Here is an 18,979-nt window from a genome sequence, read left to right as displayed (position 1 = left end):
GCTTTCACAGCCCTACGAGCAGACCGTAGTGTAGTCGCTTGGGGAGGCAGAAATGACGAGGATACTAAAGCATACGGTGAATACGATTAATTGCCCTATTAAGTATTTTTTAGTATGAACCACTAAAAATATACTAAAGACTGACACAACAGTAGATTTAGCAGCACATCGCTATTCTACACGCTACCATCTGAGTTTTTGGGATACAAATACCCAAGGTTACATTGGCCGAGATAGTTTTCCATTCCGGCCTCAACTCAATAAACAATAGTCATATTGAATTATCCCATGTGTATCAGCCAGCAATTGCTAATAAATCTAGCGGCGATAGTAATAGCAGAAAATGGTAGGCAAATATACCTATACCCTATGGATTTCAAGATGCATCGCGGCGGCAAGGGAGCGAATCCCCGGGAGCATAGATAACTATGTGACCGGGGTGAGTGAGTGCAGCCAACAAAGAGGCAACTTGAAAGATGACGGGTATAAAGGCTCGGAAAGCAACATAAGGTAATGCGGACAGTCAGTGCAAAGTGGTATTTGACTTGGGTTTCCTCCGATAAACAGGAGGTGAATAAGAGCCGGAGTCCAGAGGCTAATTGAACAAAACCTGTCATTAAGACAGATAACGTGTAGTAACGACCTGCACGGGTACCCGATGCAGAAAATAATAACCGGAAAAAGGGGAATCTCTGAAAGGCCGATGTCATTTGGCCAGGACGGGATTACAGCAATAAATGAAAATTTCTCACGTAACAACTGGGGAACTATCCCCATCTGAATATCCCATGAATGCGGGTAACACATTCATCAACAGAATGAAACAGGATATTGGTCGGATAACGGCACATTACCGCCAGTGGCCGGTATGGATGATGTGCGTGTCTGTAGGAGCGCTCTTTTCCACCTCGGTATTTGCCGCTGCTACACCCAATTGGAACCCAGAGTACGCAGTCAGAGCTCTCGGGAAACCGGTGATAAATGGGAAAGACAACAACGGTAAGCCAATTCGTTACCCAGAAGTGGGTACCAGTACCTTATTGAATGTCTTTCCGCCAGTAATAGATCATAATTTTCCAAAACCGATAGGAAAAGAGATGATGCTAAAAGACGGCATGTTCTGGGTTAGAGCACAATACAGACTCTTCAAGGTGCCACATGTAGTTACAGGTAAGTATACCTGTAAGATGGTTGCCAAACGTAAAGATGGATCTCCAGGGGAAGCCACAGTGACCCTCTATACGGATGCTATCGTTGTCAATCCAAACATCTACTGGTTCAAGGGAGACAAAAATGTTATGGAATCTAACGTGAACGACCTGACTTACACAGTAAGCTGCCAAGGGACCAGATTTTCATGGGAGCGTAAACCCGAAGAGAAATTTGAATTGGAAAGTAAGTGGGAAAACGGGGTACCGTCAATTGAAATGCAAGACACCTGCAATTGGATTCATAATGTTGCTTTCTGGACACCACCAGACAACAATCCGAATAATAGGTTTAAAGACCCAGCCATCCAGAAACCTACTAGTACGGGCAGTGCTAACCTAGCGAAGCCAGATCCCTGTGATAACCCAGATAATATATCCGGGGTGAGAAAGGCAGATAGCCGCAATAAATAAAAATCGTTAATAGAACAACCGGGGAGTAATCCCCGGTTGAGCACTCGAAGTACATTGGAAATAGATAACCCGTTTCCATAACGGTCAGTTTTTACGTAAACCATTTAAATATTACCATTCGAATATTAATTCCTCCAGACCTGCCTCATTCACGCTTAACCCTATTATTTATTTACTCGTTCGCGTTACTCTTTCAATACTTTCATTCGTATGACATCTCAATGTATGTGATATTTTCTTTACCGGAACACATCCGCCAAATTATCAACCAATCACTTTTTTCTACTATCTTTCTATGCAAATAACAGGTAATGTTATTCAGTGACAATATAGATCCAGCTTAACTCACAAGAGTAGGTTTTACCTTATCGATAGAAATGCCGCCAGTAAAAACTGACGGCAGTAAGAGCTAAAATCCAATGAGGTAACGTGTAGTGACAGCTTGCACGGGTACCCAGATACAGAAAATAATAATCGGAAAAAGGAGAATCTCTGAAAGGTCGATATAATTTAACCGGGAGGGGATTACAGCAATAAATGAAAACTTCTAAAGAATATTTTATTAAGTATACAGAACCTAGTCGACCTCAAATCACGAGTAACCCTCAAATCATAGACTGGGTTCCAGAGAAAGCCATTTTAGCTCTCGGAAACCCGAAGATATATGGAAAAGAGAATAACGATAAATTGGTTCGTTATCCGGAAAGTGGGACGAGCACCTTAGTCTTTCCTAAAGGTGATCCACATTTCGATTTTCCAGGGACACGTTTACCTGATACCGCAGTGTTAAAAGATATGATGTTCTGGATTAAAACGAAAAACCGAATCTTCATTGTTCCACATGTTGTTACAGGAAAGTACACTTGTGAGATAATAGCCTCCCGCAAAGATGGCCTGCCAGGAAAGGCCACCATAACACTTTATACGGATGCAATCGTTGAAAATAATGAGCCCCAGTGGTTCAAAGGGGACAGTAACGTAATGGAGTCTAAGCTACTCGATCTGTGTTACGAAGTATCTTGCGAAGGAACGGGTTTTTCATGGCAGCGAAAACCTGAAGAGCAAGTTCAATTCGAAAATAACTGGGAAAATGGGGTGCCGTTAATTATAATGCAAGACAGCCAAGATATCCAAAATGTGATCTATAGCCTTGTGCTCTGGTCTGCACCCGTTGATTTAAATCCCAATTTTAAAGATCCTGCCATCCTTTTACCCAATGAATAAAATAATAACCAACAGAAACTAAGAGTAAAGGTCATTTATCTGGGATGAAGTGATAGCAACACAATGAAAATCTTTAACCAGACAACCGGGGAACAATCCCCGGTTGAATATCCAATGAATACGGATAATATACTGAGTTATCATTCACCTTGTTTTTTATCAATCTGAAATATCACAATATTCAATTCAAGTTATTATACTGATTTTCCAATAAAAATTAAAAAAGCGATAACTTCTCACTTCAAATGAGAAGTAAATAACCAATTACTGTAACTGTTAATATTTACACTAACCATTTAATATCATTACGTCGGGTTTAACTCTTCTGAGTCACATCATTCACGTTCAATCACATTATCCGCTTACCTTTTCATGTTATTCTTTCAATACTTTCATTCGTATAACACCTCAATTTATGTGATATTTTCTTTACTGGAATACATCCACAAAATTATAAACTGATCGTGTTTTTCTATTATCTTTTTATTCAAATAACAGGTAATGTTACCCAGTAGCAATATAAATCTAGCTTAACTCGCGATAAACCGATTTTATCTTATAGGTAAAAGTAAACCCAATATTAACCTTATTTAGGAGAGCCAATATGAACCAAAATGACCATCCCTCATCAAACATGGCTACCGGTGATCGTTTTATCCAGCAAAACCTAAAATCAGGAAGAGAAAGTAACTCTGGTGGCAATACCTCCATCATCTCTATTGAATCGACAACCGTCATGTTATTGCAAAATGGCAGAGTGATCACTTGGGGGAAAAACTCAGATGATAATCAAGTCCCGCCACCAATTGCCGAATTTGCCGAATTGCAGGATATTGTCAGCATAAGTGCAACAAAATCTGCATTTTCAGCCTTGCGGGCAGATGGCAGCGTGTCTATCTGGGGTTCACTCCTCAATGACCTACTCCCGCCACAATCAAAAGTGGATAAGATGAAGAATATTGTCAGTGTGAGTTCAATTCCAATAAGAGATGTTTTCACGGGCCTACGGGCGGACGGCAGCATAGCCTCTTGGGGAGCAGTGGATTTTTTAAACACGGCTCTGCCAAGAATGTGTGGATTATCGCTACACAATATCATCAGCCTAAGCGCAACAGAGCAATCTTTTGCCGCCTTACGGGCAGATGGCAGCGTCGTCTCCTGGGGATTGGATTTTTTGCCAACCCCACCCGAAATTGCCGCATTAAAGGATATTGTCAGCCTAAGTTCAACAAATAATACTTTCGTGGCCCTACGAGCGAACGGCAGCGTTGTCTCTTGGGGTGTGGAAATTATCCCGCCAGAAATCGCCAAATTACAAGATATCGTTAGCATAACTACCAATTATAATTATGCCGCCGCCCTACGGGCAGACCACAGCGTCGTTTCCTGGTGGGGAATAGTGGTTCCACCCGAAATTGCCGCATTAAAGGATATTGTCAGTTTAAGTGCCACACCGTATGCCTTTGCCGCCTTGCGAGCCGACCGCAGTGTGGTTGCCTGGGGAGATATGGACATTGGCGGAACATTACCACTTAAGATTGCTCAACTGAACGATATCGTCAGCCTGAGTGCAGCAGATTGTGCTTTCGCAGCTCTGCGGGCAGATGGCAGCGTCGTTGCCTGGGGACAACCAAGTCGCGGTGGTTATGTGCCACCGGAAATTGCTAAGTTGAAGGATATCGTTAGCCTGAGTGCATCACACTCTGCATTTGCAGCCTTGCGAGCAGATGGCCGCAGTGTAGGTTGGGGAGGAGGAGATACCAAAGCACATGGTGAATACGATTAATCAGTAAATGTGTTTTTTAGCAGGAGAGATGCTGGCCTGAAAATTGAGTTAATCCTCATAATCTCTTCACCTGTTATGAACGGATTAACACACTACGCTGACCGCCAGCAAATCAAATACCGCAATACAGGTGCTTACACCCTTTAAGCAGAAACCCAGTTTGATGGGGAAGAAATAGGTTTTGCGGCGCAGAATTCCTACAAATAAATCCGACACAGCCTATCAGGAGAGTGATATGAATCAACATAACGAGTTCTCATTCAGCACAGAGACCAAAGACACTTTTATCAAACAACGATCTGGAAGAAAAACTATCAGCTATGGTAGCAATGACGTCATAGACTCTAATGACTTTGGAACCGCCATATTATTACAGAATGGCCATATCGTTGCCTGGGGGGATACGCGCTACGGTGGCGAAATCCCACCTGAAATTGCTCAACTGAGCGATATTGTCAGTTTAAGTGCAACAAGTGGTGCTTTCGCCGCCTTGCGAGCCGACCTCAGCGTCGTTACCTGGGGAGATGCGCGCTACGGTGGCAAAATCCCACCTGAGATTGCTGAACTGAACGATATTGTCAGTTTAAGTGCCACACAATACGCCTTTGCCGCCTTGCGAGCCGACCGTAGCGTCGTTAATTGGGGGGATAAGTTCTACGATGGCAAAACCCCACCTGATATTGCTCAACTGAACGATATTGTCAGTTTAAGTACCACACAATACTCCTTTGTCGCCTTGCGAGCCGACCGTAGCGTCGTTACTTGGAGCAATGAGTACTACAGTGGCGAACTCCCACCTGATATTGCTCAACTGAACGATATTGTCAGTTTAAGTTCAGCATATGATAGTTTCGTCGCCTTGCGAGCCGACCGCAGCGTTATTGCTTGGGCCGGTAGTTATAATTATGTCCCATCAGACATGGCTCAGCTGAATGATATTGTCAGTTTAAGTGCAAATAATGATGCTTTCGCTGCCCTACGGGCAAACCGCAGCGTTGTTGCCTGGGGAGGGGGTTATAGCGGTAATGTCCCATCAGACATTGCTCAGCTGAATGATATTGTCAGTTTAAGTGCAAATGATGATGCTTTCGCTGCCCTACGGGCAAACCGCAGCGTTGTTGTTTGGGGAAGGAGTGATAGGAATGATGTCCCATCAGAAATTGCTCGGCTGAATGATATTGTCAGCCTAAGTTCGACAAATTCTGCTTTCGCGGCCTTACGGGCAAACCGTAGTGTCGTTGCCTGGGGAGATCTAGATAATGGTGGCATACTCCCACTCGATATTGCTCAACTGAACGATATCGTCGGCCTGAGTGCAACAAATTCTGCTTTCGCGGCCCTGCGGGCGGACCGTAGTGTCGTTGCCTGGGGGAAGCCAAGTACCGGTGGGTTTGTTCCACCCGAAATCGCTAAATTGCAGGATATTGTCAGCGTAGACTCATCGGGGCGCGCCTTTACGGCTTTGCGAACAAATGGCAAACGAGTTGGCTGGGGAGGCGGGGATATTAAAGCACATGGTGAATACGATTAATTGCCGATTAAGCCATACTCTTTCATTGTAACCCGGTGACTGCTCCCCGCCGTAAAAAAACAGCGAGGCTTCCCACTTCTCAGGCCGCAACCGTCTTTATGACGGATTTACGCTGGCCTCCGTGGGCAGAAACGACAAGTCCCGCCGCCTGTAATGCTGTTATGCCCTTGCGCTGGATGTTGATCGCCGCATTGATATCGCGGTCATGTTCGACTCGACAGAAAGGGCATTGCCAGATCCGCCCGCTCATGGACTGCCGCCAGACGTAATCGGGCCTTGCCGCGGTTAGCACTGCCCTTTTAAGACAGTAAAAACGCTCAAAATAACGCGCTTTTTCATCTCAATGCGTCAGATATTATAGTGCTTCTTAAATTAATGATGTCATGCAGTATGAACTGCTATATCCAGCTTTCTATTTAACTGATGCAAAGCCAGTTCAACTATTTCAACCTTTGATGAATGTTCAACATCAAGAAGCCTATCAATCTGTGGCCCCTTTTGCCCCAACCGACGCGCAAGATCTGCTTTGCGTGTTCCTGTTTCTATCATTGCATTATGCAATGCCACTTTCATTACCACGAGAATAGGAAGACTGACGACGTATTCACCTTCCTCCAACACTGATGCTTCAGGTATAGGCCGACGTTCGCCTATTTCTATAGAAATAGCCGTAATCAACCCATCAATAGATTCGAGAAGCGCTTCATCGACTGAGTCACCTACCGAGTTGAATAAGGGAAGATCTCGACAACTAGCCACATAACTTCCCGTTTCTTCGTCATATTCCAGCTTTATGGGATAATTAAACATAGTACCTCCCTTGAAATTTAAAGCCCCAGATCCTTCATTATTTTCTTTCTCAATGGTTCCGGAATTTCTTTGGAACCATGATCGGGGAAAACCGACGATTTACCGTTTATGGATACCTTGCGGTGGCTTCCTCCACCTCTAGCCTTCTCAATTAAAACTCCTTGAGAAATTAGCCATCGGCGGAACTCACTGTATTTCATCCATGCCTCCTTTTCGACCAAGCGATGATGACACATAAAACAGCAAATACAACATTTTTGTTTCATTCAACAACAGTTGTGATAATACATAGAGCAAAATTTTAACTAAAGAAGTCAACCCCTTGGCGATACAAAATATCCATTGGCAATTTTTCCCCTAAGAAAATTTCGGCGGAAATGCATCGGCAACGCGACATGTGTGAATGGGTACGTGTATACTATTATAAGAATTTTATTCTGCTTTATTTAATTATTATCCAATCAACCAAGATACCACCATGATCCAAGGCACGTTATATATTGTCTCTGCGCCAAGCGGAGCGGGTAAATCAAGCCTGATTCAGGCTTTGTTAAAGACTCAACCTCTGTATGATACTCAGGTTTCTGTTTCCCATACCACACGTGCAATGCGTCCCGGTGAAAATCAGGGTGAGCACTATTTCTTTGTCACGGAAGAAGTCTTTCGTCAGATGATCAGTAACCATGAATTTCTGGAACACGCCCGTGTTTTCGGTAATTATTACGGCACATCCCGAAAAGTGATTGAAGACACCCTTGCCAGTGGCGTTGATGTTTTTCTTGATATCGATTGGCAAGGAGCGCAGCAGATCCGCAAACAAATGCCCTCTGCCCGCAGCATTTTTATCCTGCCGCCGTCAAAAGAAGAGCTCCGTCGCCGTCTGCGCGGTCGAGGGCAGGATAGTGAAGATATTATTGAAAAACGCATGGATCAAGCCGTTGCAGAAATGGTTCACTATAACGAGTATGATTATTTAATCGTTAATGATGATTTCAATACTGCATTGGCCGATCTGCACACCATCATCCGTTCAGAACGCCTGCATCGGGAGCGCCAGGCACAACGGCATGATGCTTTAATCAGCAAATTATTGGCAGACTGAACCAAGTTTCAGTATGATGCCCAGTCATTTCTTTACCTGTGGAGTCGCACACATATGGCACGCGTAACTGTTCAAGACGCTGTAGAAAAAATTGGTAACCGTTTTGACCTGGTGTTGGTCGCCGCTCGTCGAGCACGTCAACTGCAAACAGGTGGTAAAGATCCTCTGGTTGCTGAAGAGAACGATAAAGTCACGGTTATCGCTCTGCGTGAAGTGGAAGAGGGCCTGATCAACGGTAAAATTCTGGACGTGCGTGAACGCCAGGAACAACAAGAGCAGGAAGCCGCAGAAATGCAGGCGGTTTCCGCTATCGCGGAAAGTCGTCGTTAATCTACGGTAGGTCTGCCTTGTATCTGTTCGAAAGCCTGAATCAGCTTGCCCAGAAATACCTGCCCGGGGCTCAGATTGAGCTCCTCAAGCAGGCTTACTCTGTTGCGCGAGATGCCCATGAAGGGCAAACCCGTACCAGCGGTGAGCCTTACATTACTCATCCTGTCGCAGTTGCCTGTATTTTGGCCGAGATGCGTCTCGACCATGAAACGCTGATGGCCGCCTTGTTGCATGATGTTATTGAAGACACGCCCGCCACCTTTCAGGATATCGCCCAGCCTTTCGGCCCTGTGGTTGCCGGGTTAGTCGAAGGGGTTTCCAAACTTGATAAGCTGAATTTCCGCGATAAAAAAGAGGCACAAGCGGAAAATTTCCGCAAAATGGTCATGGCAATGGTGCAGGATATCCGCGTCATTTTGATCAAACTGGCAGACCGTACCCACAATATGCGCACGCTCGGCGCGTTACGCCCAGATAAGCGCCGCCGTATCGCCCGGGAAACGTTAGAGATCTACAGTCCCTTAGCCCATCGTTTGGGTATCCATCATCTGAAAACGGAGTTAGAAGAGCTAGGGTTTGAAGCCCTTCACCCTAACCGCTACCGGGTTATCAAAGAAGTGGTAAAAGCGGCCCGAGGTAACCGTAAGGAGATGATCCAGAAAATTTTGTCTGAAATCGCAGGCAGGCTGGCTGAAGCAAATATCGAGTGCAAAGTCAGCGGTAGGGAAAAACATCTCTATTCTATTTACCAGAAAATGCACCTCAAAGAGCAACGTTTTCATTCGATTATGGATATCTATGCTTTTCGGGTCATCGTTAATAATGTTGATATCTGCTATCGGGTTTTGGGGCAGATGCACAGCCTGTATAAACCCCGCCCGGGCAGAGTCAAAGATTACATTGCCATCCCTAAGGCCAATGGCTATCAATCCCTGCACACTTCCCTGATTGGCCCTCATGGGGTGCCAGTTGAAGTCCAGATTCGCACCGAAGATATGGATCAAATGGCGGAAATGGGCGTCGCAGCACACTGGGCTTACAAAGAACAAGGTGAATCCGGTACAGCCGCACAAGTCCGTGCTCAGCGCTGGATGCAAAGTCTGCTGGAATTACAGCAAAGTGCCGGTAGCTCTTTTGAATTTATCGAAAGCGTTAAATCTGATCTGTTTCCTGATGAGATTTACGTTTTTACCCCGAAAGGGCGCATTGTGGAATTACCTGCCGGTGCCACCCCGGTCGATTTTGCTTATGCCGTACACACCGATATTGGTCACGCCTGTGTTGGCTCGCGAGTTGATCGCCAACCGTACCCATTATCTCAACCGCTTACCAGCGGTCAAACGGTTGAGATCATTACTGCGCCGGGCGCTCGCCCAAATGCGGCCTGGCTGAACTTTGTCGTCAGTTCAAAAGCCCGCGCTAAAATTCGTCAGTTGCTAAAAAACCTTAAACGAGAAGACTCCATTGGGCTAGGCCGCCGTCTGTTAAATCACGCGTTGGGTAGTGGGAAGAAACTGGTTGATATTCCGCCGGAAAGTATCAATAAAGAATTGACGAGAATGAAACTCTCGACAATAGACGATCTGCTGGCTGAAATCGGGCTTGGCAATACCATGAGTATCGTCGTCGCCCGTAATTTGCTAGGCGCACCGCCAGAAAATACCACCAATACCTATCACAACAATGGCGCCCGTAAATTACCCATCAAAGGCGCTGACGGTGTGCTGATTACGTTTGCCAAATGTTGCCGGCCCATCCCCGGTGACCCTATCATCGCCCATATCAGCCCCGGCAAAGGGTTGGTTATCCACCATGAGTCTTGCCGTAATATCCGTGGTTATCAGAAAGAACCCGAAAAATTTATGGCCGTCGAGTGGGATCAAGAGATCAATAACGATTTCACCGCCGAAATAAAAGTGGACATGTTTAACCATCAAGGGGCGCTGGCAAATCTAACCGCCGCCATTAATGCAGCCAATTCCAATATTCAGAGTATGAATACCGAAGAGAAAGACGGCCGGGTTTACTGTGCTTTTATCCGGCTCACGACTAAAGACCGTATTCAGTTAGCGAATATTATGCGCAAAATCCGGATCATGCCGGATGTGATGCGAGTCAGTCGTAACAGAAACTAAACCGGATAGCTCGTGCAAATCAGCAGGTGAACAGCCAACAGCGCTATCTACCGGTGATGACGTCGCCGGATATGGGGCTGGCGGCATATCATCCTGGTTATCAAAGAACAGACCAATCAATACTGAATCAACCTCATCCAATATGCGGTCTAACCAACCCGCCCCATCCACACCAAACATCAATACCAGCCCGATAGCGATAAATAACAGTGGCAAGATCCATGTTCGGCACCAATACGCTAGCAGCATACGGGGATACCGCGAGTAGCGAATTTTGTTGCCCAATAAAAACCCACAGACGGCCAACAATATGATCCCGATAACCAGTACCATCCGACTTATCAGCATCCCATAAGGCATCACACACAGAACCGATAAAAACCCGTCTTCCATCATGTCCCGCCAGATAACCACATGAGTGATACAACTCAGGAGATAAACGGACCACAAGCCCGCTGCAAAAACCAAGTACGCATGTGATTAGCTTGTGATGATGTCCGGGAGCGCGTCGACTTCACCGTTTTCGTTACCGCCGCCTGACCCTTCTGGGGCATAGGTTCAACGACTGCCGTAACAATCAGCATCAGGCGACGACTTCCCTGTTTCTCACGAAAGAAGACTTTTTCACAGGCGATCACATCACGTCGCTCATTGTAGATATAATTCATCACATCTGTTGCCCGGCGTTCTGTCACTCGGAACACCTGGCTGATTTCACTTTTGGTAAATCCGCGCCCCTTCAATAATCCCCAATACGCGACTGCCATGTACAACGGTGTATCCTTCAAATGAGACAAACAGGCTGGCAGCCGAAAATCCCCATGATTACTTTGTTTGCCGGTAATAGTCTGACCTCCAGGCAAATCGGTCTGGCTGCCGCTTATCTGAAGCAGCATTGAATCATTAACATTGATTGTCATTTTACTCTCCACTGGTGACTAACGGGTCAATTTGTTACCACATGAGAAATGAAATAGTGTGATTTATTGAGACGAAGTACCTATGGCGGCTAAGCCACCATGCCATATTTAAATACCTTGCCAGCGCAGCGTTATTTCATGACTAGAGTTGCCTTCATAGACGTTTTGAACTCACCAGAAATCTTGGGGTCTATCGCCTTCGTTTGCCAAAGCTGCACAAGAAACTTGCTGAGAGAATGATGAGAATAATACACTACATTATTTTTAGTTTTTTTCACGGCTGACTTAGCATCTACAGTAAAAACCAGCACACTTTTAGGGTCAGCTGCAGAACCAAATGTTACTGGCTGACCAATCTGGTTGCCGCCTACAAGCTTAGTCTGTATGCCTAGAACTCGCGGCAACAGTTTTATCTCCAACGCGTTACCGAAGTCCTTAGTCCCCTCCGCCTTAGTGTCCATCACTATACTTTTACCATCAACACCTAGATGCTCGGTAGAAAAATTCACAATGGCTACGCCTGTATCTTCCTCATTGGGTGTATTGCATGCAACACTTATCAATAGATCATATATACCTACCGTTTTCCGGTGTAACTCTATTGGGAATATCGCGTCCGACGGCTCCCGGCGAATCTCTCCGAAATCAAAATTATTACTAGACTCACTTTCAAAAATACAAGCCGGAGGGGACATCACTGTTACAGGGTCTTTGATAGTCGGAAGAATTGGTCTAGACCACCACATAAAATCCCCTCCATCAATTAAAATACCCACAGGTGCATTAACATTCTGGGTTTCGAATTCAACTTTTTCATCGGCCTTTCGCTCCCATGAAAAATCTACCCCTTGACAAGACACATTAAAAGAAAGGTCACTTAGTTTTGCCTTTGCTACACTTTCATCATCCTGATTACCAGTAGTTCTCGCCTTGAGCGTTGATAGTTCAGAATAATTTGCATCTGGATATGGCTTATTAAGGCTCACCGTAAGGTGTACAATGGCTACTCCTGGACGACCATTTGTAAATTTGGCTTCAATTGAACATTCGTAACTGCCTGAAACCACTCTCGGGACTTTAAAAATTTCCCCGTGCCCTGCTTTGATCTGGAACTTGACCTGATCCAACGTTTTACTACTACCCCACTTCATAGACAGTGTTGGAAACACATCTTTTAAGGTCGCTTTACCCGTTGCCGGATAAGTGATTATTCCGTCACTCCACTTTACCTTTCGAGCAGGCCCCAGAGCTTCAATGGCGCGATCAGCATTCCAATTTATTGTCGACGCGGCGAACAGTGTGGGAGAAGAAAAGATACCCACGGATAGGCATATCATCCCCACCCATATCGGCATCGGCCACCAGCGACAATGAACCACCATCCAACTCATATCCTGTTTTATCTTGTTAATAAATGTCTTATTCGTCTTCATCGGCCGCCCAACCGGGAGTAACTTCCCAGTTGTCCTGTTAGAAATTTTCATTCGTTGATACACCCCATCCCGACCAGATTACATCCGCCTTTCAGAGGGTCCTCTTCCTAATAATTATGGTTTTCCACATTAGGTTGTCAGTGCAGAGCCACAACACATTGCCTCATCTTAACGACAGGTTTCGTTCAATTGCCTCATTGGATTCCAGCTTTTATCTGCCTTCGCCTTTACCGGAGGAGGCCCCAGGTTAAACGCCACCTCGCACTGCCTGTCCGGTGTACTGCCCCACTTCACTTTCAGTACCCCGCTGGGTGGCATACCACTCAGGTACACTTGTCCACCCTCCCCGACTATCGCGGCCAGATTTGTGTCTGTATCCCCTTTAAGCCCCGCCATTGCCCCAAACGGCACGGGCTTACCGTTATAGGTCAAATTCATCAGCAACTGCTGCCCAATACGCACGGGGTAATCCACCATCACAACCGCGCCACTCGTCGGGAATACGTTCTTGCTACCCTGTGCCATGTCAGCCCCTTCCGGCAGCGATGACGGATCTAAACTGATACTATTACGGCTGTACGTCTGGGCATAAGGCACAACCGCATATCCCCAGCGATTAGTAGTCACCGAACTGGAATTCATCACACGAATACCTGCAACCCCCGATGTCCGCACTAATACAGCAGCATCACCAATACGCGATGCCAAAGTAACGCCATGCTGATGTGCAATCAGTCCTCCACTAAACCCGTAGTTCACACCACGTCCCCCCCATGAATCGTAGTTGTATCCCAAGTTGGCTTGCCCAAAGGAACCAAGATATCCCATTGACACTGATCCGCTGCGCCCTCTCCCTTTATTCGCCTGACTCTGCGATACGTTCCAAGACAGACTATTATCATCCAGCACCGATCCGCCTATGCCCAACTGGTTATTACTGCGTCCCGTACTATCACGGGAAAAACTATAGTTAGCATACGCATTATTCAGCGCCGCATAGGAGCCAAACAGACTCAGTGGAACGTTTACGTTCAACGAAATTTGCCGGTTCTCAGGCCAGTCACCGTTACCGCGCATGCGATCAATGCTGTAATTAAGCCCCCAGCCCACACGGTAGAAAGAACCATTCAATCCCATCGATAGTGTGGTGTTAGTTTTAGAGCTTCCCCAGTAGTTATCCCGCTGACCACTGAGCCACAGAGAATAGTTACCGGGCAATGACTGGCTCAGTCGCATCTGCCAACTACTGCGTCGCCGCTCAGACATCCAAGAAGGGAGTTCTCCCCAAACACTGTAGCCTTGAGTATTCGCATCCGAAAAACTCAGGTAATTACGTGTGGAATAGCGGTACGCGGTTAAATCCACTGTCGTGCCAGTGGTCAGCATACTTTTCGAATATTTAGCGCGGTAAGATTCCCCACGCAGGATGTCAGGCGTATTTTGTAACCGGGTCCGGGAAGTCGTGATATCCGCAGATAATGCCCCCATCATACCCAGAGAGAGCCCAGTTCCCAGCGCCGCAGATTGGTACGATTGCGCCACCAGGCCACCACCGTATAACGTGACGTTACCAGGCAGACCGTAAATCATCGAGGCCATACCAAACACCGGCTTACGTATGCCGCTGCCATATCCACTACTGTAATAACGCCCGGCGGCCACTTCGTACTTGAATTGCCCCTGCCGCAACATCATAGGCAGACTGGAATAGGCCTGAGTGAACCCATGATGAGTACCATCGGCCTCAGTTATCGTTACCTGTAAGTCTCCCCCGACACTGCTGCCCACCAAGTCTGTGATACGAAATGGACCGGGTGCCACGTTGGTTTGATAAATCACACTGCCATTCTGCGTCACCGTAATCTGAGCATTAGATTTAGCTATCCCACTGATAATCGGCGCAAAACCACTCAGCCTGCCGGGCATCATCGGGTCACTGGTGGCAAGCCCAATACCACGATAAGGAAAACCATCAAACACCTGACCTGCCACACTACCGGTCGAGGTATCCCCTATCGTCAGATCACTGCGTAACGCCACCACGTCCCGCTGCAAATAGGTTTGCTGAAAGTTCCAACGTTGCTGGGATTCGGTTGTTTTTTTCACTGCGTCATTGAATGAGTCATACCGGTTATAAGTTTGAGTGTTATAAGAATAAGTAGCCGTATTACGAAGACGCCAGGCCCCCAGATTCAATCTAGAATTGAAGCTACCGAACAGACTCTGATTAGTCTGTTTATTGCCAAACTGTGAGCGTTGATTCTGGCTGCCATTGATGCTGTAGTTCAGTAAAAAAGCCGGAATGCCCTCCTGCCATAACTTCGGATCAACCAGGCCATTCGTTGAAGGCTTCATCGCTATTTGGGGTACGCTTACATTCAGCTGCATCTGGGAAAAGTTCAAGCGGGCCGCCGCTTGGGGAATCAATTTACCCAACGGACTCTCTATCGGCTTATCCACCGGCAATGCTTTCAATGCTGGTATACCGCTGATATTAACACCAGCCGCTTCCAACAAATCTGGGGTAAGTACCGGCGTCAGCTCGGCATTACCCTCGCTATGACGCTGGAACGTAATATCACGCGTATCAAAAAAAGTACCATTCACGTAGATATCAACACGGTAAGTTCCCGGCGCCTGACCTCCTACGGTCTCAAACTGTGATAAGTCTACCGGTTGACCGGAATTCGAACCAAAGTCCAATAAAGCCGGATCAAAATAATCACGCGCTGTTGCCTGAGCGCTCCATCCCGTCAGAAATGCCAGCATCACCCGACAAAAAACGAGAGAACCCCCCATTTGGTGCTTTGATAGGGTAAGAGAAGTAAAAATACCTTGATTTACACAACGACAACAAGTAGACGGCCGTTTTGAACGACGGCTTATTGCCGGAATCAACACTTTCATTCTTAATTGCCATCTCTTATTTAACATATAGAGGTTCATTGCTCATATCTATTCTGTCGATATCTTGCAACATCGCTATTGACCACTGCCGGATACGGCAATAGATCTACTCTCTTCATCAGTGTCTAACCCAAACTCATCAATAGCACGCCACGATACAGTGACATGACTACCAGGAGACACTTTACCCGCCGGCAGCGACCAGCTCTGCTGACCAAAGGGTGGCACCATCCTAAACAAATCCTTGCCCGGTACGGCAAACGAACTTACATGCAAAGTCTGCAACGTTATCCAAAACGGTGACGGATTAGACAGCATCACGACATCCTCTTTTACTGACGCACTTAACTGTTTCACCGCACCGGCAACCCCCTTTTCTGGTAACCCTTCAGGACGGTAGAACAATTTCACCGCCAGAGCTGTCACCATTCTCATCTTGCCAGAGTCATCTTTAGATACTGGTAATTGTTTCTCAGAAGGCAACATAAGCAGATTCAGAAAGAACAGAGATTCTCGATCTTTCGGCAAAACCCCACCAGTACGAAGGATTTTCAGCACCTGCCGTTCATCTGCCCCCACCTTCGCAATCGGCGGAATAACGATAAATGGCGCCTTAACCCCCAGCGGTAAACCGGTCTCTGGGTTTAGTTCTCGTACGATTGACTGAATGAGATAATTGTTGTCGCTGTTATTAATGAGTGTCGAAGAGACTCCGTTGCTGGATGATTCAGGATAAATCACACGAGCGTCATCGAGATACAACCCCTTCAGACTCTCTGCTGCCCTGAGCGGCAATACCGGTAATATTATTGCCAGAACACATGACACAGTTATAACGATCTGTTTTATTGAAATATTACGCTCCGCCATGTCATGCTCTTCCAATCTCAAAATATAAAAACACACTTAGTCGGCCCGTAACGTACCGCTCTGTAGTCTACTCACTCCACCGACATCGGTGATCATCGACCATGTCACCTTACTTCCCGCCTTACCTGCTAAGGAAAAAGTCACCTGGCCGAAAGGGGCCAACATTGACGGGGCTTTGTTAAGATCTACTGCCTTGCCGTCAAGTTTCAATTGGGCAAAAGTCTGGTAATACGGTGTTGGGTTGGTCACTACGACAGTATTGCCTGCTCGTATAAATGTCAGTCGGCTATAGGCCTGCTCCGGTGTCATCGGCAGCTTATCTGGCCGGTAGATAAGTTTAATATTCATCCCCAGCGCAATAGACAGAGATGCACCAATCTCTCCTGGTTTCCCATTGCCATTGGCCTTGCTCTCATCTAGTGTTTTCTTCGCCGGAATCGCATTAATACGAAAACGAAACAGAGACTCACGATCAGCTGGGAAATCACCGCCGGTACGTATAACACGCATCACGTTCAAGCTATTACCCTCCATACGAAACAACGGAGGCAACACGGTAAACTCCGATGAACGGGTATTTGAGTTATCTCCCGGAGTCACAGCAGCTTGTATTAGATACACCTCATCGCCTGAATTCTGCAATGACATGCTTTGCACCTTGTCGCCCTGATGATAAATAATACGTGTCTTCCTCAACATAAGACCCGCATGTGCTGGTGACGATGCCATAACCGCCCATATCGCCAGCATTCCCATGACTATCATCTTTTTCATATATCCCACTTCATCTCAGAGAATCAGACAAAATCCCTTGAATACACCCGGCTTAACACCATCTACTGATACACGAACTCAAAATGTATCTTCACAGTCGCAACTCCTCCGCATAATACATTGGTATCGTTACTCTCTGTTTTGCAGGTTACTGGATTATTTGTATCGCCCAGACCTCCCACATACGCCCTGAACCTCCTCATTGTTCCCTCCAATTTCCCACCATTTCCTTTTACACTGTCTGAGAGGTCTACCCTATACGGATCAGTCTTCTTCCTTACCTCTACAAACTTGCTAGTTCCCTCGTCGAATAACCTAACCCCTACCCCTTTAGTACTACTGACAGCAGGCATGAAAAGCTCCCGATCTGTTATGGCAGGCACATCACTCCATATGTAGAAAGCGGGTTTTGATTCGCCTAGATCACAGTCACTAAACATAAAGTTCAGTTCCACGGGATCTCTTGCGATATATTTGCTATTTCTGAGTTCACTGGCATAGACCGGAGCGAAAAAATCACCATAAATCCTGGCAAAGCTGGACCCATTCACACTCAACACACAGGTCGGAGGCAATAACATGCCTCTGAAATTGATTGTACGCTCCGTATCCGTATCTGCCTGCACTGGAAAAGTCGTCACACAACCGATGGTCCATCCAATCAGCATCATGAAGAGCAACACATATTTTGCCCTGCTGTGATATGTCATTAATTCACTGTTTATAAGATTGCTATTTTTCGTTTTCATCTAACTCTTTCCGCCTCTCCCAATTTTTATCATCCGTGATAAATCACACCTCACTGATAAGAATATGTAAATGTGACGTGCGCAATCAGCGTCCCGGGTTGAATAGCCTTACTATCTCTTCCACGTGCGATTGCTACCATTACATACATCTCAGCACTGCCCTCATCAAATTCAACCTGGAACGGGAACTCCATTGCCTGATGATTGATTGACAAGTTATCATTCAGCCCTATTTTCTTCTTCTCATTTTCTTCGATTAAAATAATAAACCCCAGCCCCTCAGAGGTACCAGAATCACCGGAACTAGGATCACTAAATATCACACCATGTTCAGCGTCGATGGTATTTCCAGATACAGTGATCTTGGGTGTAAGGCCGAGACTCCCCGGATCGCCACAATTCGTTAATTTCAGCTTAAATGACTTGGGGGCTGATACATTCCCTTCATGACTAAACTCCGCCGCCAGCAGGGAACCAAAATTCAGCTCCGAACCCTTCATATCACCACCACCGATCTCTATGTCACAAGGATCAGGATAAACACTTACACCCAGCTGTACGTCTACCCCACTCGTGATCGTCGCTGGGTACTTGGGCTCGGTCTTGGGCTTGGGCTTGGGGTCATCAGCCATGACGCTGCTTGCCAGGAACAGCAGAACCGTTACAGAACTCCAGCAGAAGCAGCGCATCACAACCTGCAATACCGGGTTTCTACCCTTGGTCAGGAAGGTCGACGGGTCATTCAGCCTGCTTTTTTTTTGTTCTGTCGCTGTCCCAAACATCGTG

The 18,979-nt window shown here is 46.3% G+C and carries 17 protein-coding genes and 1 pseudogene; 7 read left to right on the top strand and 11 right to left on the bottom strand.

Annotated elements, in window-relative coordinates; translation table 11 throughout:
- Positions 1–737: 737 nt before the first annotated feature.
- From LG003_RS09530 to LG003_RS09515, 4 genes are all read left to right on the top strand, one after another.
- The gene (locus tag LG003_RS09530) at positions 738–1,622 is read left to right on the top strand and encodes a hypothetical protein (protein ID WP_262980603.1); all 885 of its coding nucleotides are present in this window, start codon (positions 738–740) and stop codon (positions 1,620–1,622) included.
- Positions 1,623–2,159: 537 nt separating this feature from the next.
- Positions 2,160–2,846 carry a hypothetical protein gene (locus LG003_RS09525; protein WP_262980602.1) on the top strand — a complete coding sequence of 229 codons (687 nt, stop codon included), beginning with the start codon at positions 2,160–2,162 and terminating at the stop codon, positions 2,844–2,846.
- Positions 2,847–3,450: 604 nt separating this feature from the next.
- Complete coding sequence (locus tag LG003_RS09520; RefSeq protein WP_262980601.1) at positions 3,451–4,632, top strand: hypothetical protein; 1,182 nt, start codon at positions 3,451–3,453, stop codon at positions 4,630–4,632.
- Positions 4,633–4,867: 235 nt separating this feature from the next.
- Positions 4,868–6,163 (top strand): RCC1 domain-containing protein, encoded by a 1,296-nt coding sequence (locus LG003_RS09515; protein WP_262980600.1) that lies wholly within the window; start codon positions 4,868–4,870, stop codon positions 6,161–6,163.
- A gap of 79 nt (positions 6,164–6,242) precedes the next feature.
- Here LG003_RS09515 and LG003_RS09510 read toward each other — a convergent pair.
- From LG003_RS09510 to LG003_RS09500, 3 genes and pseudogenes are all read right to left on the bottom strand, one after another.
- Positions 6,243–6,404: pseudogene (locus LG003_RS09510) on the bottom strand (zinc ribbon domain-containing protein); the annotation flags it as partial.
- Between the two features lie 140 nt (positions 6,405–6,544).
- A complete protein-coding gene (locus LG003_RS09505; protein WP_112878898.1) occupies positions 6,545–6,973 on the bottom strand; it encodes a hypothetical protein in 429 nt (142 codons plus the stop codon).
- A gap of 17 nt (positions 6,974–6,990) precedes the next feature.
- Complete coding sequence (locus LG003_RS09500) at positions 6,991–7,173, bottom strand: type II toxin-antitoxin system HicA family toxin (protein WP_036778383.1); 183 nt, start codon at positions 7,171–7,173, stop codon at positions 6,991–6,993.
- A 278-nt stretch (positions 7,174–7,451) separates the two neighbouring features.
- Between LG003_RS09500 and gmk the strand changes: the two genes are divergently transcribed.
- Genes gmk through spoT form a run of 3 tightly spaced genes read left to right on the top strand, consistent with a single transcriptional unit; the run spans position 7,452 to position 10,540 of the window.
- On the top strand, positions 7,452–8,075 hold the full coding sequence (gene gmk, locus LG003_RS09495) for a guanylate kinase (protein WP_262980599.1): 624 nt from the start codon (positions 7,452–7,454) through the stop codon (positions 8,073–8,075).
- A 54-nt stretch (positions 8,076–8,129) separates the two neighbouring features.
- Entirely contained in the window at positions 8,130–8,405 is a 276-nt protein-coding gene (rpoZ, locus tag LG003_RS09490) for a DNA-directed RNA polymerase subunit omega (RefSeq protein WP_011144672.1), read from the top strand.
- A gap of 17 nt (positions 8,406–8,422) precedes the next feature.
- Positions 8,423–10,540 carry a bifunctional GTP diphosphokinase/guanosine-3',5'-bis pyrophosphate 3'-pyrophosphohydrolase gene (gene spoT / locus LG003_RS09485; RefSeq protein ID WP_112878900.1) on the top strand — a complete coding sequence of 706 codons (2,118 nt, stop codon included), beginning with the start codon at positions 8,423–8,425 and terminating at the stop codon, positions 10,538–10,540.
- Here spoT and LG003_RS09480 read toward each other — a convergent pair.
- The 8 genes from LG003_RS09480 to LG003_RS09445 all read right to left on the bottom strand — a co-directional run bounded on the left by LG003_RS09480 (position 10,472) and on the right by LG003_RS09445 (position 18,975).
- Entirely contained in the window at positions 10,472–10,936 is a 465-nt protein-coding gene (locus LG003_RS09480) for a hypothetical protein (protein ID WP_146748323.1), read from the bottom strand. The two genes, spoT and LG003_RS09480, sit on opposite strands and share 69 nt — an antisense overlap.
- A 32-nt stretch (positions 10,937–10,968) precedes the next feature.
- Entirely contained in the window at positions 10,969–11,460 is a 492-nt protein-coding gene (locus LG003_RS09475) for a CaiF/GrlA family transcriptional regulator (RefSeq protein WP_112878902.1), read from the bottom strand.
- 131 nt (positions 11,461–11,591) lie between these two features.
- On the bottom strand, positions 11,592–12,893 hold the full coding sequence (locus tag LG003_RS09470) for a hypothetical protein (protein ID WP_146747916.1): 1,302 nt from the start codon (positions 12,891–12,893) through the stop codon (positions 11,592–11,594).
- A 168-nt stretch (positions 12,894–13,061) separates the two neighbouring features.
- Positions 13,062–15,827: a fimbria/pilus outer membrane usher protein gene (locus LG003_RS09465; protein ID WP_240003012.1), complete on the bottom strand. Its 2,766-nt coding sequence runs from the start codon at positions 15,825–15,827 to the stop codon at positions 13,062–13,064.
- 48 nt (positions 15,828–15,875) lie between these two features.
- A complete protein-coding gene (locus tag LG003_RS09460) occupies positions 15,876–16,670 on the bottom strand; it encodes a fimbrial biogenesis chaperone (protein ID WP_262980598.1) in 795 nt (264 codons plus the stop codon).
- 36 nt (positions 16,671–16,706) lie between these two features.
- Entirely contained in the window at positions 16,707–17,444 is a 738-nt protein-coding gene (locus LG003_RS09455) for a fimbrial biogenesis chaperone (protein WP_262980597.1), read from the bottom strand.
- 62 nt (positions 17,445–17,506) lie between these two features.
- Positions 17,507–18,193 (bottom strand): fimbrial protein, encoded by a 687-nt coding sequence (locus LG003_RS09450; protein ID WP_262980596.1) that lies wholly within the window; start codon positions 18,191–18,193, stop codon positions 17,507–17,509.
- A gap of 50 nt (positions 18,194–18,243) precedes the next feature.
- Positions 18,244–18,975 carry a fimbrial protein gene (locus tag LG003_RS09445; RefSeq protein ID WP_262980595.1) on the bottom strand — a complete coding sequence of 244 codons (732 nt, stop codon included), beginning with the start codon at positions 18,973–18,975 and terminating at the stop codon, positions 18,244–18,246.
- Between the last annotated feature and the right edge of the window lie 4 nt (positions 18,976–18,979).

The sequence above is a fragment of the Photorhabdus kleinii genome (assembly GCF_025384885.1).
GTDB lineage: Bacteria > Pseudomonadota > Gammaproteobacteria > Enterobacterales > Enterobacteriaceae > Photorhabdus > Photorhabdus kayaii.
This window is presented reverse-complemented; position numbering and strand designations above follow the sequence as displayed.

Coding starts and splice junctions, on each gene's coding strand:
- LG003_RS09480 (WP_146748323.1), bottom strand. CDS start 10,936: ATGATGGAAGACGGGTTTTTATCGGTTCTGTGTGTGATGCCTTATGGG.
- LG003_RS09475 (WP_112878902.1), bottom strand. CDS start 11,460: ATGACAATCAATGTTAATGATTCAATGCTGCTTCAGATAAGCGGCAGC.
- LG003_RS09530 (WP_262980603.1), top strand. CDS start 738: ATGAAAATTTCTCACGTAACAACTGGGGAACTATCCCCATCTGAATAT.
- LG003_RS09515 (WP_262980600.1), top strand. CDS start 4,868: ATGAATCAACATAACGAGTTCTCATTCAGCACAGAGACCAAAGACACT.
- gmk (WP_262980599.1), top strand. CDS start 7,452: ATGATCCAAGGCACGTTATATATTGTCTCTGCGCCAAGCGGAGCGGGT.
- LG003_RS09445 (WP_262980595.1), bottom strand. CDS start 18,975: ATGTTTGGGACAGCGACAGAACAAAAAAAAAGCAGGCTGAATGACCCG.
- LG003_RS09460 (WP_262980598.1), bottom strand. CDS start 16,670: ATGGCGGAGCGTAATATTTCAATAAAACAGATCGTTATAACTGTGTCA.
- LG003_RS09525 (WP_262980602.1), top strand. CDS start 2,160: ATGAAAACTTCTAAAGAATATTTTATTAAGTATACAGAACCTAGTCGA.
- LG003_RS09500 (WP_036778383.1), bottom strand. CDS start 7,173: ATGAAATACAGTGAGTTCCGCCGATGGCTAATTTCTCAAGGAGTTTTA.
- LG003_RS09450 (WP_262980596.1), bottom strand. CDS start 18,193: ATGAAAACGAAAAATAGCAATCTTATAAACAGTGAATTAATGACATAT.
- LG003_RS09470 (WP_146747916.1), bottom strand. CDS start 12,893: ATGAAGACGAATAAGACATTTATTAACAAGATAAAACAGGATATGAGT.
- rpoZ (WP_011144672.1), top strand. CDS start 8,130: ATGGCACGCGTAACTGTTCAAGACGCTGTAGAAAAAATTGGTAACCGT.
- LG003_RS09520 (WP_262980601.1), top strand. CDS start 3,451: ATGAACCAAAATGACCATCCCTCATCAAACATGGCTACCGGTGATCGT.
- LG003_RS09465 (WP_240003012.1), bottom strand. CDS start 15,827: ATGTTAAATAAGAGATGGCAATTAAGAATGAAAGTGTTGATTCCGGCA.
- LG003_RS09455 (WP_262980597.1), bottom strand. CDS start 17,444: ATGAAAAAGATGATAGTCATGGGAATGCTGGCGATATGGGCGGTTATG.
- LG003_RS09505 (WP_112878898.1), bottom strand. CDS start 6,973: ATGTTTAATTATCCCATAAAGCTGGAATATGACGAAGAAACGGGAAGT.